At 63.7% G+C, this 17223-nt stretch carries 14 protein-coding genes; 4 read left to right on the top strand and 10 right to left on the bottom strand.

What is annotated here, in order from left to right; translation table 11 throughout:
* The first annotated feature begins 21 nt into the window (after positions 1–21).
* The 4 genes from BM338_RS15820 (at position 22) to BM338_RS15835 (ending at position 3124) form a co-directional block, all read left to right on the top strand.
* Complete coding sequence (locus BM338_RS15820; protein ID WP_090452334.1) at positions 22–669, top strand: methylthioribulose 1-phosphate dehydratase; 648 nt, start codon at positions 22–24, stop codon at positions 667–669.
* On the top strand, positions 666–1235 hold the full coding sequence (locus BM338_RS15825) for a 1,2-dihydroxy-3-keto-5-methylthiopentene dioxygenase (RefSeq protein WP_090452336.1): 570 nt from the start codon (positions 666–668) through the stop codon (positions 1233–1235). The genes BM338_RS15820 and BM338_RS15825 overlap by 4 nt, the downstream gene beginning before the upstream one ends.
* A 115-nt stretch (positions 1236–1350) precedes the next feature.
* On the top strand, positions 1351–2037 hold the full coding sequence (mtnC, locus tag BM338_RS15830) for an acireductone synthase (protein ID WP_090452338.1): 687 nt from the start codon (positions 1351–1353) through the stop codon (positions 2035–2037).
* Positions 2038–2062: 25 nt separating this feature from the next.
* Positions 2063–3124, top strand: coding sequence for a C13 family peptidase (locus BM338_RS15835; RefSeq protein ID WP_090452340.1), 1062 nt, complete (start codon positions 2063–2065; stop codon positions 3122–3124).
* 15 nt (positions 3125–3139) lie between these two features.
* Here the strand turns inward: BM338_RS15835 and BM338_RS15840 are convergent, their stop codons facing one another.
* The 10 genes from BM338_RS15840 to BM338_RS15885 all read right to left on the bottom strand — a co-directional run bounded on the left by BM338_RS15840 (position 3140) and on the right by BM338_RS15885 (position 17110).
* Entirely contained in the window at positions 3140–9436 is a 6297-nt protein-coding gene (locus BM338_RS15840; RefSeq protein ID WP_090452342.1) for an autotransporter outer membrane beta-barrel domain-containing protein, read from the bottom strand.
* A 299-nt stretch (positions 9437–9735) separates the two neighbouring features.
* Complete coding sequence (gene hisIE / locus BM338_RS15845) at positions 9736–10365, bottom strand: bifunctional phosphoribosyl-AMP cyclohydrolase/phosphoribosyl-ATP diphosphatase HisIE (protein ID WP_090452345.1); 630 nt, start codon at positions 10363–10365, stop codon at positions 9736–9738.
* Positions 10366–10382: 17 nt separating this feature from the next.
* Complete coding sequence (gene hisF, locus BM338_RS15850) at positions 10383–11153, bottom strand: imidazole glycerol phosphate synthase subunit HisF (protein ID WP_090452346.1); 771 nt, start codon at positions 11151–11153, stop codon at positions 10383–10385.
* On the bottom strand, positions 11147–11875 hold the full coding sequence (gene hisA, locus BM338_RS15855; RefSeq protein WP_090452348.1) for a 1-(5-phosphoribosyl)-5-[(5-phosphoribosylamino)methylideneamino]imidazole-4-carboxamide isomerase: 729 nt from the start codon (positions 11873–11875) through the stop codon (positions 11147–11149). Before hisA ends, hisF begins: the two co-directional genes overlap by 7 nt.
* The gene (gene hisH, locus BM338_RS15860; RefSeq protein WP_090452350.1) at positions 11872–12462 is read right to left on the bottom strand and encodes an imidazole glycerol phosphate synthase subunit HisH; all 591 of its coding nucleotides are present in this window, start codon (positions 12460–12462) and stop codon (positions 11872–11874) included. Before hisH ends, hisA begins: the two co-directional genes overlap by 4 nt.
* The gene (gene hisB / locus BM338_RS15865; RefSeq protein ID WP_090452352.1) at positions 12462–13526 is read right to left on the bottom strand and encodes a bifunctional histidinol-phosphatase/imidazoleglycerol-phosphate dehydratase HisB; all 1065 of its coding nucleotides are present in this window, start codon (positions 13524–13526) and stop codon (positions 12462–12464) included. Before hisB ends, hisH begins: the two co-directional genes overlap by 1 nt.
* Positions 13523–14584, bottom strand: a complete 1062-nt coding sequence (gene hisC, locus BM338_RS15870) for a histidinol-phosphate transaminase (RefSeq protein WP_090452354.1) — start codon at positions 14582–14584, stop codon at positions 13523–13525. The genes hisB and hisC overlap by 4 nt, the downstream gene beginning before the upstream one ends.
* The gene (gene hisD, locus BM338_RS15875) at positions 14581–15888 is read right to left on the bottom strand and encodes a histidinol dehydrogenase (RefSeq protein ID WP_090452356.1); all 1308 of its coding nucleotides are present in this window, start codon (positions 15886–15888) and stop codon (positions 14581–14583) included. The genes hisC and hisD overlap by 4 nt, the downstream gene beginning before the upstream one ends.
* Positions 15885–16778, bottom strand: coding sequence for an ATP phosphoribosyltransferase (gene hisG / locus BM338_RS15880; RefSeq protein WP_090452359.1), 894 nt, complete (start codon positions 16776–16778; stop codon positions 15885–15887). Before hisG ends, hisD begins: the two co-directional genes overlap by 4 nt.
* On the bottom strand, positions 16775–17110 hold the full coding sequence (locus tag BM338_RS15885) for a YerC/YecD family TrpR-related protein (protein WP_090452361.1): 336 nt from the start codon (positions 17108–17110) through the stop codon (positions 16775–16777). The genes hisG and BM338_RS15885 overlap by 4 nt, the downstream gene beginning before the upstream one ends.
* Positions 17111–17223: the final 113 nt, after the last annotated feature.

Genomic DNA, 17223 nt, shown 5'->3' on the forward strand with positions numbered 1-17223 from the left:
CCGTTTGGACGTCCATTCCGCATGAGCCAGGTCCTTCCCGCCACGATTTCCCCTGCCCTGTTCGCGGAGCGCGCAGACGCGATTGCCGACGCCGCGCGCGAACTCGCTGCCGCCGGCTGGACACCCGCAACCAGCAGCAATTTCTCGATGCGCCTGGATGCGGACCACGCAGCCATCACGATCTCCGGTCGCGATAAAGGCAAGCTGGGCCGCGACGACATCATGCTGATCGACATGCATGGCAAGGCCGTCGGCACCGATGCGCGCCCGAGTGCTGAGACCGATCTGCATACGCAGATCTATCGCCGTTATCCCGAGATGAATGCGGTGCTGCATACTCATTCGCGCACCCAGAGCGTAGCTTCGCGCCTGTTCGCCAACGAAGGTGTGATACGCCTTGAAGGTTGGGAACTGCAGAAGGCCATCGCCGGCCAGACCACGCACGATGCTGAGATGTTCATCCCGGTATTCCCCAACACGCAGCACATGCCGGAACTGGTGGCCCAGGTCGACGCCTGGCTGGATTCGGGCAAACCGCTGCATGCCTACCTGATCAACGGCCACGGCATCTACACCTGGGGCCGCGACATGGCCGAGACGCGCCGCCACCTGGAAGCCCTGGAATTCCTGCTGGGCTGCGAACTGGATTTGAGGAGGTTGTCCGCATGAGCCGTCTGCGCATTTTTGACGAACTGCAACCGCATGCACCGCTTGCCGCCCATACCGATCACCCCGCCATCGCCGCCGAGCTGAAGCAAGTCGGTGTGCGCTTCGAGCAATGGGACGCCAGCCAACCGGTCGCGCCCGGCGCCAGCCAGGACGAGGTCATCGCGGCGTACCGCGCCGACATCGATCGCCTGATGACTGAAGAGGGTTACCAGGCCGTCGACGTAATCAGCCTCAAGCCGGATCACCCGGAACGCGCCGCCCTGCGCCAGAAGTTCCTCAGCGAGCACACCCACAGCGAGGACGAAGTGCGCTTCTTCGTCGCCGGCGCCGGCCAGTTCACCCTGCACATCAACGGCAAGGTCTACGACGTGTTGTGCGAACAGGGCGACCTGATCGGCGTGCCGGACGGCACCCGCCACTGGTTCGATATGAGCGAGGCGCCGTACTTCGTGGCCATCCGCCTGTTCACCAACAAGGACGGCTGGGTCGCCAACTTCACCGGCGAAGACATCGCCCAGCGCTTTCCGCGCATGACCCCGCACACTTCGGCCACGGCCGCCGCCTGACCTCATTCCCCAGGATGTGAACCAGCCCGGGGAAACCCCACCGCAAGACGGAAATCCGGTAGGCGCCTGTGCGCGCCGCGGGTAAGCTTGATGCCCCCGCATCACGGCAACTCGCATGACTGTCATCCGCGCCATCGTCACCGATATCGAGGGCACCACCAGCTCGATCAGCTTCGTCAAGGACGTACTGTTTCCCTATGCCCGCAAGCGCCTGCCTGCCTACGTGGAAACTCACGTCGACCGCCCCGAAGTGCAGCACTGGCTGCATGAGGCGGCGAAGGAAGCCGGCCTGGTCGAAGCCAGCCGCCAGGAAATCATCGAACTGTTGCAGCGCTGGATCGATGAGGACCGCAAGTCGACTGCGTTGAAAGCCTTGCAGGGCATGATCTGGAAGGATGGCTACGAAGCTGGCGACTATCGCGCCCACCTCTACCCCGAAGTCGCCGCACGCCTGCATGCCTGGCGCGGCGACGGGCTGCATCTTTACGTGTACTCCTCCGGCTCGGTGCCGGCGCAGAAGCTGTTCTTCCAGTACAGCGAGGCGGGCGACCTGACGCCGATGTTCGCCGGCTATTTCGACACCGAGACCGGCCCCAAGCGCGAAAGCGCCTCCTACGAAAAGATCGCCGAAGCCATCGGCGAGCTACCGCAGCATCTGCTGTTCCTGTCCGACATCTCCGAAGAGCTCGACGCCGCCAAGGCCGCCGGCTTCCATACCGCCTGGCTGCTGCGCCCGCCGCTGACCGTTCCAGACGAACCGCACCATCCGGCGTATACGGATTTCGACGCCATCACTCTCTGATTCACATCCCCGCGCGAGCCCCGACATGCGTATCGCCCTCACCGCCCTGCTCGCCTTCGCCGCCGGCGTCCTGCTGATGCTTGTGCTGTCGCATCGCCCCCCCCTGTCGCCAGCTACCCATTCACCGGCAGCAACGACTGCGGCCACACAAGCGGGGCCGGCCATGCCGGGCAGCAGCGGGGAGCCGGACGATGAGAAGGCAGGCGGCGACAAACCCGACGACAGCGCGCTCGACAATTGGCCCGCCCAAGGCCCCACACCGGAACAGGTGGTCTACACCCAGCCGCGTCTGCTGCGCGAAGCGCTGGCGAAGCTGACCCCGCGCGTCGCGGGCAAGCCCAATCTTTACCTGGTTTCGTTTGCGGGCGACGGTGGCGAAGATGTGTTCCGCAACGAGGCGGAGTACGCGGCCATACTCTTCACCAGCCGCTTCGGCGCCACCGTGCATCCGCTGGTGCTAGCCAACAACCCGGACACGCTGGAGCAACATCCACTGGCGACCTGGAGCAATCTGGAAAGCAGTCTCGACACGTTGGCTGGCGTGATGAAGCCGGATGAAGACATCCTGATGCTCTACCTCACTAGCCACGGCGACCAGGATCACAACCTGCTGGTCGACCTGGATCCATTGCCGCTGGACCAGATCGGCGCCCCCGATCTGGCCGACATCCTCAACAAGCACCACTTCAAGTGGAAAGTGGTCGTGGTCAATGCCTGCTATTCCGGCGGCTTCGTACCCAAGCTGCATGGCCCCGGCACCCTGGTGCTCACCGCCGCACGCACTGACCGCAGCTCATTTGGCTGCGGCAGCGATTCGGACATCACCTACTTCGGCCGCGCCTGGCTGGTCGACGCGCTCAATCGCACGCCGGATTTAATCGAGGCCTTCAAACAGGCCAGTGGCGAAATCGGCCAGTGGGAAAAGAAAGACGAACTCACACCCTCCGAACCGCAGATCGACATCGGCAACGGCATCGCCGATCAACTCGCGCTATGGCGCAAGAGCATCACGCCGGGCCCGGTAGTGGCGTTCCAGCCGCCGCACCCGGCGGGTCTTCTGAAGACTGCGCCTGCCGGTCAGCATTGACCGGCAGGCTATGCCTTACTGGAAGTCCCAGCGCGCGCCGACATTGAAACTCCAACCGCGCGTGCCGCCGCTTCCGATCTCTTTCTGATAGTCGGCCTCACCGTAGAACGACAGCTGTTTGCGCAGCGAATACGTCCCGCCCAGTCCCAGCTCCACCGCCTGGCCGTAGGCGCCGCCGATAAAGGTCTGATCGATCGACGGTGCCGTCTCGTCACCCACGTTCACCCGTGCACGTCCGCCCCAGCCCTTGATGTAGTTAAGACGCACATACGGCGTGCCGAATTGGCCGTTGCCGCGATCCCAGGTGCGGGTCAGGCGCACGCCCAAGCGGCCGATAGTCTGGTCGTAGTCGTTGTAGTTCACGCGGGTGCCGTCGCGATCAACCAGAGTGTCGATGCGTTCGTGCAGACGCGCCAATTGCAGCTGCGGCTCCAGCGTATAACCGTTGTCGAAACGCCACGGATAACCGGTTTCCACCGATGCCGTCCAGCCGGTGGCGCGTAGATGCCCCACATCCTGCATGCGCGCAATGCTCACATCGCCCTGATGCCGCTCGCCCGACACCACGCCGTCGACATAGAAGCCGTTGACATGCTGCCAGGTCAGGTACATGGCGATGCTGTTGCTGTAGAACTTGGTGCGGCTATAGCCATCTACCGCTTTTGGCTCCACCCGCGTGCGCCCATGCGTAAACGCCACACCGGCACGCATCGCCGACTTCTCGGCATCGATATTGAGGATGTTGGCGCCGACCTGCAGCGCGCTGATGTGCTGGTCGTAGTCGTAGCCGAACTCGTTGAAGCGCATGTCGGTCTTGTAGGTGTAGTCGCCACCGATGTAGCGCGCGAACGCTTCGCCACCCTGGCCATCATCCAGTTCGGTTTCATGGCGGATCTCGCCCAGGCGCTTGTGCAGGTTGTCGAGCACCCGGAACCCATAGGACGCCAGCGCACCCGGCGCCGAAATATACGATGGCACCTGCGGCGTCACCGCCGGACGACCCGGCGCGCACTTATCGATGCCATTGACCACGCAGCCATCGTTCGGCGCTTCGGTGACCGCCGGTGGCGGAGTCACCGTGGCCGGCGGCAGCGGTGGTGGCGCGGGATCGCCCGGCGGAGGTGTTGGCGGCGGATTGGCCTTGGTGGCGGGTACGCAATCCGTCTCGCAGACGTAGATGTTAGCCAGGCGATAGTCCCAGAACTGATTGCCCGAGCCAGCCACCACGCGCTGTGTCGCCGAGCTCGAACCGGGCTCGAAGGCATACAACCCGTACTGCCAGGGACCTGCGGCGAGATAGCCGCCGGCCAGGCGGAACGCGTCCGGCGTGGAACTGCCCGCCACCTGCACCACCGAAATACCTTCGTTCGCATCCACCGCACTGTTGTGGTTGAAGTCGGTCAACGCACCCGTGCTTGCTGTCGATGGTGTGATGTTCAACACCGTCGCACCGCCTGGTACCGTGACGTTGCCCTGCACCAGCAAGCGATCGGTGAACTGATTGCTCAGGGCGCTGCCGAGATTGAGCGTAGTGATCAAATTGATCTTGCCAGCCTGCGAAATGTAATCGCCGTCGATAGTCAGGCTGTTACCCGGTGAGCCTGCCCCGTTGGTCAAGTCGATGGTGCCGGCGTTGGTGACATGCACGCCGCCGGGGGTCGGGTCGGAAATCACCGGATGCACATTGTCGCCAGCAAACAGTGTCGAGGCTGAGTCGATATTGACGTCGCTGTGGGCAAGCCTGAGGTTGTCAGTCAGCGTGAACGCGGTCTTGGTGAAGTTGATCGTGTTCCAGCCGCTGCCCAGATTGACGCCCTTGCTGAGATCGTCCGCGGCAAAGGAACCGCCTCGCGACGTGATGGTGTCCAGCGTGAGCGTATTGCCGCTGCCGACACCGCTAGTCAGGTGATAGGTCGAGGACAAGTCCACGCCTTTCACCAAGGCCTGGTTGTTGGGACCGCTGCCCATGCTCAGGCTGCCGTTGAGCGTGCCGGCCGTCCAACTGAAGTTATCGCTGCCGTTGCCAGTGGCGATGTCGCCTCGCACCGATCCGCCCGTGAGCGAAATCGTGTCGTTGCCGGCACTGCCGCGAATGGCCGGGCCGGCCGGGCTGCTGGCCTGGATCGTGCCGGTATTCGTGAAGCTCGTCCCCGTGCCGTTGGACAGATCCACCACCGGCGACGCCGTGCTGGCCGAGACCAGTTTGCCGGTGTTGGATGTGCTGGAAGCTGTCCCCGCGACTAGCGCAGACCCGCCGGCTGCGTTGGTGACATTGACAGTCGCCGCTGTCGTCACCGCACCTGACGTAAACGCCTGGATACCGGTGGCACCGACACCATTGGCGTTCACCACATAGTTCTGACTCAGGTTCAGCGCACTACTGGCCGTTGAGCCGTCCGCGTTGCGGAAGGCGAAGCCTGTACCCGAGCCAGCGACATTCATCGTCACCGTCGACGCCGGATCGAACGCCGTGGCGGTACGAATACCCGCACCGTTGCCAGTATTGATGGTGAGGTTGCTCAACGACACCGTGCCGATTTCCGCCGCATTCTCGATGCCATTGCCGGTGCCGTCGGTAGTGATGGTGGCATTGGTGGCCTTCAGCGACGACGCGCCCGTATCGAGCAGGATGCCGTGCGCCGTGCCATGAGTGACCACACTGCCGCCCTGCCCATCGATGGAGGTCTGCGCGCCATTGAGCAGCTGGATGCCAGCCACACCGGTGTCTACCGTCACCGTGCCCAGACCGAGGATCTGCGACTGCGCGCCTTCGACGCGCACGCCGGTGCCGTTGGCAACGTGGATGCTGTTGTTGTTGGTCAGCGTGCCTGCACTCTGCAACCACACACCGGTATTGCCGCTGCCGGTCAGGTTGACCGCGCTGGCGTTCACCAGCGTGCCCATATTCCTGGCAATGAAACCGACCGCATTGGCACCCGCGCCACTGACCGTACCGTTGTTAGTCAGTGTCGTGGCCACCGGCGCACCCACAGTGGCGCCAGTGATATCGGTCTTCTGCCCGTCAACGATGCCGCCGATGCTGCCAGTACCGCTGAGATTCACCGTGGCACCCGCACTGAGCGTACCCACCGCACCGCCATCCACTTCGATGCCGGAAGCGCCCGCGCCGCTGACATTGAACGTTGCCGTGCCGCTGGTGACCTGGGTGCCCGCGCCCGAGCCGGTAATACCGCGTGCCCCGGCTCCCGAAGCTGTCAACGTAGGCGAGCCGCTAAGAGCCAGTGTGGCCCCATCGTCGATGCGATAGATCGTGGAGTTGGCCGTGCTGGCATCCACTGCGCTGGCGGCGCTGATGATCTGCGCACCGGCACCCAGCGCATGGAACGCGATCTGGTCGGTATTGGCGAATACAGGCAACGCGCTGGCCGATACATTCACCGTACCGCCGTTGACCGCTTCGGCACCGACGGCACCCACGCCATTCAACTGCACCTGCGCACCGTTCTGCAGGTTCACCACCGCCTTGCTGCCGGTGGCGATCACTCCGCGCGTGCGATCAGCGACGCTGCCGCCGTTTGCCGTGACGATGCCCGTGGTATTGGCCGTAGTCGCACTGTTGCCCGTGCTGCCATCGACCAGGATGCCGGTGCCGCCATCTTGCACGGTGATATTGCCGCTGTTGGTCGCAGTCGCACCCGACTCCACACGGATGCCGGTGGAATGCGCACCGGAGAACGTGATGTGCCCGGTATTGGTCAGCTTGGCGCTGTTGCGTGCGATATAGCCGGTCAGCGCAGTCTGGCTTTCGGTCAGCGTGGCGGCCGTGGTGAGCGACGTCGTGCTCACTGGCGAACCGGTATTCGCGCCGGTCAGGCTGTGCTTCTGGCCATCGACGATACCCGCCACCGCTCCGACACCCGAAAGATGCATGGTAGTCGCGGCGTCGATCGTGCCCACCGCACCGCCTTCAATCACTACACCCGTGGCGCCGGCGCCAGTGACCTGGATCTGCGCGTTCTTGGTGTTAACCACAGAAGGCGCGCCAGTGCCCAGCACCGCGACTGAATTCGCCCCCGAAGCAGTCAGATTCAAGCCTGTGCCATCGAAGCCCGCACCGTTCTCCATGCGGAACAAAGTGGATCCGGTCGTCGTTACGTTGAGCGTATCGCTGGCAACATTGATCTTGGCGTTGGTGCCATAGGCGAAGAACGCAATCTGCTTGGTGCCGTTGGCGAAGGTTGGCTCAGCACCCGCCAGCACATCGACCGTCGCGCGACCGCGCGCATGAATGCCGATGGCGCCATCGCCCAGCAAATTCACCGGGCCGCTGACATTTGCCGTCGCCGTACCCGACGCCTGTCCTTCCACCCACACGCCAAAGTTGCGCGTGCCGCTGCCCGGGTCAGCGCCACCAGCCACATTGATGGTGCCGCTGGAACTGATGGTGGAGGCACTCGCATTGGTGCTCAGCACCTTGATGCCGACACCGTTGACGCCGTTGAGATTAATCGTGCCCGAGTTGCTGATGGCGCCGCCCGAACCCGAGTTGGTCACCAGGATGCCGTCGTTCTCGCGCGGCACCGTCGCCGCCTTGCCGTTGATGTTGATTGTGCCGCTGTTGTTCACCGTGGCATTGGGCGCATTGTTCACCACGATGCCGGCGGCGTTCTGCGTCTTGCTGCCGATGGTGATGGTGCCCTGATTGTTTGCCGTGGCGCTGCCGTTGACGGTAATGCCGGCGGTCAGCGTGCCCTGGTTTACCGCGACATCGGCGGGCGTAGTGCCCGCGCTGGTCTGCGGCCCGCGGCCGATATAAATGGTGCCGCTGGAGGTATTGGTGAACTGACCGGTGCCATCGGCGAGCAGCACGCCGGTCATCGAGCCATTCGACTTCGAGCCGGTCACACCGACATTGATGATGCCGGCGTTGTTTGCGTTGCTATTGCCATTGAGCCGGATGCCCGCTGACGCGCCCGCGCCGTTGGTCGCACCAGTGGCCAGATTGATGATGCCGTTATTGGTGAAGGCACTGGCAGCCGCCAGGTCGACGACGTTGGAGCCGTAGGCACCATCGACCGTGCTGCCATTGGCGTTGAGGAAGAAATTGCCGTTGATGACGCCGTTGTTGGTACCCGAGCTGCTGCCGGTCATGAACATGGCCGTGCCGTCGCCCGAGGTATGCGTAGTGGCCAGCGTGCCGTTATTGATCAGCGTGCCGCCGCTCTCCGCGCGCATCGCACCACCGTTCGAGTTCACCACCTCCAGCTTGGCCCCACTGTTGACCGTGGCCCTGCCGTTGTTGCCAATCGTATGCATCACCACGCGTAGGCCGATCGGCTGCGCGATCTCATCCGCGGGATTGTTGGCGGAGATGTTGTAGCCGATGTTCTGCGTCGACGAGGTATAGGCTTTGTTGAACTCGTTGGTGTACTGCGTTGGATCCAGGTTGCCAGCACGGATCTGGCTGATCAGCCAGTCGTTGTAAGTGCGCAGGTCGCTGTCATTGTTCACCGTCTTCGTATTGGCCACGCCGTCGAGCGTGGTGACGGTGAAGCTGCCGCCGTAACTCGAGACATAAGTGACGGAATAGTTCTGCGGCTGATTGGGAGCGGCGACATCGCCGATAAAGGTGATGCGATTGTTTGACTGCCAGTTGATGCTGCTAGCGGCACCCGCGCTGCCGTCGGCGTAGAACAGCGAAGACTGCTTAGCCGCCATAGTCCAGCCATTGGTACTGGCGGTGGAGAGCGCCCCGGCCGTACCGATATTGACGTTGAGCGCGCCACCGGCGTTGGTCACCGTGCCAACGCGGGCGTCGATGTACTGCGCGCCGTTGACATTCACCTCGTCGGGCACCGACGTCGTCATATCCACTGGCGTCAGTGGCGTCAGGTTGGCGGTGGCATAAGTGGACACCACGCGCGTGCCGCCGGTGATTGGGTCGGGCACAGTAACGCCGAAGTTGATAGTCCCGGGATTGAGCCGCCCCGCGCCGATCCACTGCAAACCGCTGACAATGTTGCCGCTGCCGTTCAACGCTCCCAGCGTGGTGTTGCGCGCGCCGCTGTCGCCCGCAAGAAATTGCTGCGGCCCGGAGATGGTCATGGTGTTGCCGGCCCCGACGATCTGCTGGCCGACCTTGTTATCGTTGATCTGGGGGTCGTAGACGCCGAGCGTCACGCTCTGAGCGAGTGCTGGTCCGATGCCGGTCAGCGATAGCGCGAGCGTCAACGCCGCCGCTCTCAGTGTGCTGGCCCCCAACCCGCCACCTCTGCGAACCCGGGCCAGCTCCGACACGGCCACCCAGGCACCCTGTGCGGTGCTCCACACCAAACGATAAATTGTATTCATGTCCGTTCCCGTCGACGTATACCGATGCCCTCATGGTCATCGGCCAAGCACTCAGCAAAGAGCCTGCACGTACATCGATACGCATCCGGACGACGAGCCTTCTGGCTCGAGCCCCCCTGTCGGATGGCCGCCCTCTCCTGGACGGCTAAAGCCTAATTAGGAAATTTCCAACTAGAAACATCCCGCATGGACGGGGAGGGATATTAACGTTAACGAGTCCTTACGCAAGTCCTTCGCGAATAAGGCCTTTGTGGACAGGAACACGATTCACCCCTGAATCAGAGTCCAGGGCACCGGCATCAGCGTTGTGCATGCCGCTCGGAAAGCAAACGCGTAACGTCGCTCAGGCCAAGGCCTCGCGCACGCAATGCCACGATGAGATGGAAGACCAGATCGGCCGCCTCTCCCAGTAGTGCCGCATCATCTTGTGCTACGGCAGCGAGCGCGGTTTCGACGCCCTCTTCACCTACTTTCTGCGCGATGCGACGTATGCCGCCCTCGAACAAACGCGTGGTGTAGCTGCCCTCGGGCCGCTCGGCATAACGCTGCTCGACCAGCATATCCAGCTCGGCGAGGAACCCAAGCGGCGAACTCACACTGGCGCTCTCGCCGAAGCAACTCGACGTGCCCAGATGGCAGGTCGGCCCTTGCGGCTTGGCCTGGACTAGCAAAGTGTCTGCATCGCAATCAATGCGGATCGATTTCAGCGCCAGCACATGGCCGGAGCTTTCGCCCTTGGTCCACAGGCGTTGCTTGCTTCGGCTATAGAAAGTGACCTTGCCCTCGCGCTGCGTCATCTCCAACGCTGCGGCATTCATGTAACCGAGCATCAGCACTTCGCCGCTGCGCCAATGCTGCACGATGGCTGGCAACAGGCCTTCGCCCTTGCTCCAGTCGAGGCGGGAAAGATCGGTGTTGATATCGGTCATGGGAACAGCCTCGATACTTAAAGACGCATCGCCACACCCTGCTCGCGCAGGTAGCGCTTGAGCTCGGGGATGGCGATGGCGCCACTGTGAAAGACACTCGCCGCCAGCGCACCGTCCACATCGGCTTGTGCGAAGGCATCGCGGAAGTGTTCGGGCGCTCCGGCGCCACCGGATGCGATCAACGGTACGGTGCAGATCGCACGCGCGATGCTCAATTGCTCCAGATCGTACCCCTGACGCACACCATCGCTACCCATGCAGTTGAGTACGATCTCGCCCGCACCGAGCTGCTGCGCCTCCACTATCCAATCCAGAGTGCGCCGCGCCAATGCCTGGGTCTTCGACGGATCACCAGTGTACTGACGCACGCGCCATTCGCCGTCTGCATCGCGCAGACTGTCGATACCCACCACCACGCACTGCACACCGAAGGCATCGGCCAATTCGCCGATCAGCGCCGGGCGCTCCAATGCCGGCGAGTTCACCGAGATTTTGTCGGCGCCCGCGTGCAACACCTCGCGTGCTTCATCCACGCTGCGGATACCGCCAGCCACGCAGAACGGAATATCGATCACCCGTGCCACGCGCTCCACCCAGCCGCGGTCCACACTGCGCCCTTCCGGGCTGGCGGTGATGTCGTAGAACACCAGCTCGTCGGCGCCCTCGTCGCGATAACGCATGGCAAGCTCGACGATCTCTCCCATCACCACGTGATCGCGAAAACGCACGCCCTTGACCACCTTGCCGTCGCGCACGTCCAGGCAGGGAATAATGCGACGGCTCAACATGTCAGGGCTTCCTCGATGGTAAAGCGGCCTTCGAGCAAGGCTCGTCCAAGAATCACACCGTACGCACCGGCAGTGCGGGCATCGCGGATGTCATCCAGCGAACGCACGCCGCCGGAGGCCTGCACCTCAAGTCCTGGCGTGGTAGCCGCAAGGTGACGGTACAGATCGAGGTTGAAGCCGGCCAGCATGCCGTCGCGATCGATATCCGTGCACAGCAGATGACGCGCGCCACGCACGGCATACCAGGGCGCCAGTTCATCCAGCGAGCGCGCCTCCAGTTCGGTCCATCCGGCGCTCGGCAGCGCCCAGCGACCGTCAATGCGGCGCGTGTCCAGCGCAATAGTCAATCGCGCGCTGCCGTATTTGCCCAACCACGCGCCGACCTGAGCAGGCTCGCGGATCGCCACGCTGCCTAGCACCACACGATTGACGCCGGCGTCGAACAGACGCTGCAGATCGCCCTCACCGCGAACGCCGCCGCCGGCCTGTACTTGCATGCCAGTACGGGCGATCGCCTCAATCACCTGCAGGTTGTCCAGCGCACCGGAGCGCGCGCCATCCAGATCGACCACATGCAGCCACTCGGCGCCCGCATCCGCATAGCGCCGGGCCAATGCCTGCGGCTCGAATTCGTAGGTGGTCTGCTGCTCGTAATCGCCCTGGCGCAGGCGCACTACGCGTCCAGCGCGCAGATCGATGGCGGGAATGATGGTGAAGCTCATAGTTCCAGGAAATTCTTCAACAGGGTCGCGCCGACGGTGGCCGAACGTTCGGGATGAAATTGCATGCCGTGAAAATTGCCGCGGGCGATCACCGTAGAGAACTCGCCACCATAGTCGGCGACGGCCAGGCTGTAATCACCAACCGGCACGGCGTAGCTGTGCACAAAATACGCCCAGCTCTGCTCATCCAGTCCTTTCAACAGCGGATGCGAGGCTGTCACCTTCAGGCGGTTCCAGCCCATATGCGGCACGCGCAGCTCGGGAGCTTCGGCAAAACGATGCACCGTGGCGGGGATCAAACCGAGGCAGGCGGTATCACTCTCTTCCGAATGCTCGCATAGCAACTGCATGCCCAAGCACACGCCGAGCACCGGCTGGGTGAGCGAACGCATCAGCTCGACCAGATCCAGCTCTCGCAAGCGCGCCATACCTGGAGCGGCCGCACCCACGCCCGGCAGGATGACTTTGTCTGCCGCGCGGATCGTCTGCGCGTCCGAAGTCAACGCAGCATCCACACCAAGCCGCTGCAGCGCGTAACGGACCGAGCCAATATTGGTGCCGCCGGCATCGACCAAAACCACCGCCATTACAGCGCTCCCTTGGTACTCGGCAGCTCGCTGCCTTCGCGCCGGATCGCCTGGCGCAGCGTGCGCGCCACCACTTTGAAGCAAGCCTCCACCATGTGGTGCGCATTCTCGCCGTGCACACTCAGGTGCAGGTTCGCGCCCAGCGTCTCGCACAGCGAGCGGAAGAAATGCGGCACCAGCTCGGTCGGCACTTCGCCCACCCGGTCGCGCGGAAAGCTGCCCTCGAACACGAAGTACGGCCGGCCCGACAGATCCAGCGCGGCACTGGCCTGTGACTCGTCCATCGGCAACGTGAAACCGTAGCGGCCGATGCCGCGCTTGTCGCCCAGCGCCTGGCGCAAGGCCTGGCCCAGTGCGAGCGCGCAATCTTCAATGGTGTGGTGTTCGTCGATATGCGTATCGCCGTCACAGTGCAGCTCCAGCGCGAAGCCGCCATGCTTGCCGATCTGCTCCAGCATGTGATCGAAAAAGCCCAGTCCGGTATGCGCCTGCGGCTCGGCAACGCGGTCCAGATCCACGCTGACGGTGATACGGGTTTCCTTGGTGTTGCGCACCACCGTCGCCGTGCGCGGCGCGTCGAGCAGCTGATGGGCGATCTCATCCCATGCGATGCCCTGCGGACCGACCCGGAAACCGCGCACGCCCATATTGGCAGCGAACTGCAGATCGGTCTCGCGATCGCCCACCATGGCCGAAGCAGCACGGCTCCAGCTGTCGTCCGCAAGGTAATGGCGCAGCATGCCCACGCCGGGCTTGCGCGTATCCAGCCCTTCGTGCGGGAAGCTGCGATCGATCAGCACTTCGCGGAAGCGGATGCCCTGCGAGGCCAGGATGCGCATCAGCAACTCATGCGGCCCAGTGAAATGTGGCTCGGGAAAGCGCTCGGTGCCGAGGCCATCCTGATTGGTCACCATCACCAGTTCGTAACCTGCCGCCACACAGCGTTGCAGCGACGCGATCACGCCCGGCAGCAAGGCCAGCTTCTCGTAGCTATCAATTTGCTCGTCCGCCGGCTCCTCGATCAGGCAGCCATCGCGGTCGACAAACAGAACCTTGCGACTCATGCCGTCACTCCCTGCAAAACCGCCAGTACCCGAGCATTTTCCTCATGCGTACCGATCGTGATACGTAAAGCATCGCCCAGGTTGGGATAACGCCGCACGTCGCGCACCACGATTCCCTCGGCCAACAGGCGCTGATATACGCCCCCCGCATCGTCGAACCGCACCGCCAGAAAATTGGCCTGCGACGGCAGCACTTCCCGCACGCCGGGTAACGCCGCCAACGCAGCCGCCATGCTCGCACGCTCGGCGCGCACCACGCGGATATGTTCATAGGCGCTCGTTCGCCCTTGCGCCGACAGGCCTTCGAGCGCTGCCGCAACGCACGGCAAAGGCAACGGATACGGCGGCATGATCCGGCGCAGCAGGCCAATCACATCCGCGCTTGCTAGCAAGCTGCCGATCCGCGCGCCGGCCAGCGCCCAAGCCTTCGACAGGGTTCGCAATACGGCGAGGTTGTCGTAGCGATCGATCAGGCCCGCCACGCTATCGGTGTCGGCGAATTCCAGATAAGCCTCATCCACCACCAGCAGGGCACGGCCACGCAATGCCTGGGCCAGACGTTCGATGTCGCCGTGAGGAATCGGCTGTCCGGTCGGGTTGTTCGGCGTGCACACAAAGACCAGCTTCACGGCCGGCGTGATCGCCGCCAGCACGGCGTCGACGTCCAGCGCGAAATTCGCCGCCAGCGGCACTTCGACTACGCCGGCGTTCTGGATGCGCGCGCATACGGCATACATACCGAAAGTCGGCGGCTGGATCGCAATGGCATCCTGCCCGGCGCGGCAGAACGCACGCACCAAAAGGTCGATGGCCTCGTCACTGCCGCGCCCGACCAATAACTGGTCGTTGCGCACGCCATAGAGTTCAGCCAGTGCTTCGATCAACGCCGCTGGTTGCGGATCGGGATAACGGTTGCGGCCCTGGCCTGCGTCACCCACCGGTGCCCAGGCTGACTCGTTCGCATTGAGCAAAATCTTTCCGCCGCTCGCCTCCATGCGCGCGGAAGAATACGGCTGCATGGCGCGGATTTCCGGACGCGCCAGATCAAGAACGCTCATGCCCTGACCTCCAGAGCGGCAAGGCGCAGCGTCACCGCGCGCCGGTGGGCCTCCAGTTGTTCCGCCGCAGCCAACGTCGCTGTACACGGGCCAATCTCGCGCAGCCCCTCGGCACTCACTTCCTGCACCGTAATCTGTTTCTGAAAGCTCGCCACCGACACACCGCTGTAGCTGCGGGCATAACCATAGGTCGGCAACACGTGGTTGCTGCCGCTGCAATAGTCGCCCACGGATTCTGGTGTCCAGGCGCCAAGGAAAATCGAACCGGCGCTATCAATGCCATCAAGCAACGCGCGCGGCTCGGCGACCTGCAGAATCAGGTGCTCCGGTGCATAGCGATTGCTCACCGCCACCGCTTGCTCCAACGATTCGACCAGAATCAAACGGCTCTGTGCCAATGCCTGCACCGCAATCGACGCGCGCGGTAGTTCGGCGCACTGGCGATCGACTTCGACCGCGACCTTGTCGAGCAACTCGGCCGATGGGCTGAGCAGAATCACCTGGGAATCCGGGCCATGCTCCGCCTGCGACAGCAGATCCGCCGCCACAAACACCGGATCGGCAGCGGCGTCGGCGATCACCAGCACTTCGGAAGGCCCGGCCGGCATATCGATCGCTGCGCCCTCGGGATCGCCCGACACCTGCAACTTCGCTTCCGTCACCCAGGCATTGCCCGGGCCGAACAGCTTGTCGCAGCGAGGCACCGACGCCGTGCCATAGGCCATCGCCGCAATCGCCTGCGCGCCGCCCAGCTTGAATACTTTATGCACGCCGGTGACGCGCGCCGCGTACAACACCGCTTCGTCGCAGCGCCCGTCCGCACGCGCCGGCGAGCACAACACCACTTCGCGGCAACCCGCGATGCGTGCGGGCACGCCCAGCATCAGCGCCGTCGACGGCAGCGGCGCACTGCCCGCCGGCACATACAGGCCAACCTTGCTTACGGGACGCAGCATGCGTTCCACTCGCACGCCCTTGGCGGTATCCACCGCCACCGGCAGCGGCGCGGCCGCGCGATGGAAAGCATCGATACGCGACGCGGCCTCCTCGATAGCCGCCTTCAATGCCGGCGCCAGCGCCGCTTCGGCCGCAGCAAACTCGGCCTCACCCACTTCGATCGCCTCGATCGCGCAGCGGTCGTACTTCGCGCTCAGCTCACGCAGCGCCGCGTCACCACCCGCACGCACCTGCGCGATGATCTGCTCCACGCCACGACGTAGCTCATCCGCACGCGACTGCGCCGGTCGCGCCAACGCGTCACGCTGGGCAGCGGCATCCAATCGATTCCAGTCCAGTCGCTTCATGCCAGCATCTTCTCCACCGGCAGTACGAACATCTCGCGCGCCCCGGCTTTCTTGATCTCTTCCAGCTGCCGCCAACTCACCTCGCCGGCGCACAGGGCCTGCAACATCAGCTGATCCGGCTGCCCTGCCACCGGCAGCAAGGTCGGCTGCGGACCGCCCGGTAGCAAGCGGGTCACCGCCTCCAGCGCACTGCGCGAGGTCTGCAGCAGCAGCAAGCGCGACTCACGCACCTGCATCACTCCGTCAAGGCGCTTGAGCAGCAGCTCGATCATGTCGCCACGCTCGTCCACCGGCAGCGTCTGCGGCCCGGCCAACACCGCCTCGCTTTCCAGCAAAACGTCAGCCTCGCGCAAGTGATTAGCCACCAGCGTGCCGCCGCTCTGCACCAGATCGCAGATCGCGTCAGCCGTACCAAGCCGCGGCGCGATCTCCACCGATCCCGCCAGCGTCACCACGCCCGCATCCACGCCGTTCGTGCGCAGCCACTCGCGCAGCAGGCCCGGATATGAGGTGGCGATACGGCGCCCAGCCAGCTCCCCGACCTCCTGATAGGCCATCTCCTGCGGCACAGCGATCGACAGACGGCAACGCCCAAAACCCAGTGACCGCCATTCGGCCAGCGGTTCTGCTTCACGCCCATCCGTCAGCTGATACTCGCTCAGCACATTGCGGCCGACGATGCCCAGGTCGCACACACCCTGTGCGATCAGCCCAGGGATGTCATCGTCGCGCACCAGCAACAGATCCACCGGCTCGCCCTCGCCAAAACAGAACAGCTTGTCGCGGCTCTGGCGAAAACTAAGGCCGCAACGATTGAGCAGATCCAGCGCCGGCTCGGTAAGCCGCCCGGACTTCTGCATCGCAATGCGCAAGCGGTCCCGTGTCTTCATGACTTACCCTTCTTCGCCGCCGCGCGACGACGCGCTGCGCGGGCCGCGGCAGCGAGATAGCCACCATTGCCCTGATTGAGAAAACGCGCCACCCGCCCGATGGTGGTGATACTCACCGCCGTGCGCTCGTGAATCTCCCGGTACGGCACCTCATCCAGCAGATACGGCACCACCCGCCACCGATCCACCAACACCTCCAGCTCCGCCGGAGTGCACAGATCGTGCAGAAAAGCATTCATCTCATCCGCATTCTTCAACGACAGCAAAGCCTCACACAGGCTCAGCTCGGCAGACTCGGCGGGGGTCTCTGGATCCAGCGATCGACGCTTCATAATGTACTAATGCGTTAATACAGTGGATCGCATGATACGCACGATGATGCGCCGCCGCAAGCATGGGATTGGGCGCCGAAACGCAAGAAAAATCGGGGACATGGAGTGGATGG

Origin of the sequence: Dyella sp. OK004, from assembly GCF_900114495.1 — a bacterium.
GTDB lineage: Bacteria > Pseudomonadota > Gammaproteobacteria > Xanthomonadales > Rhodanobacteraceae > Dyella_D.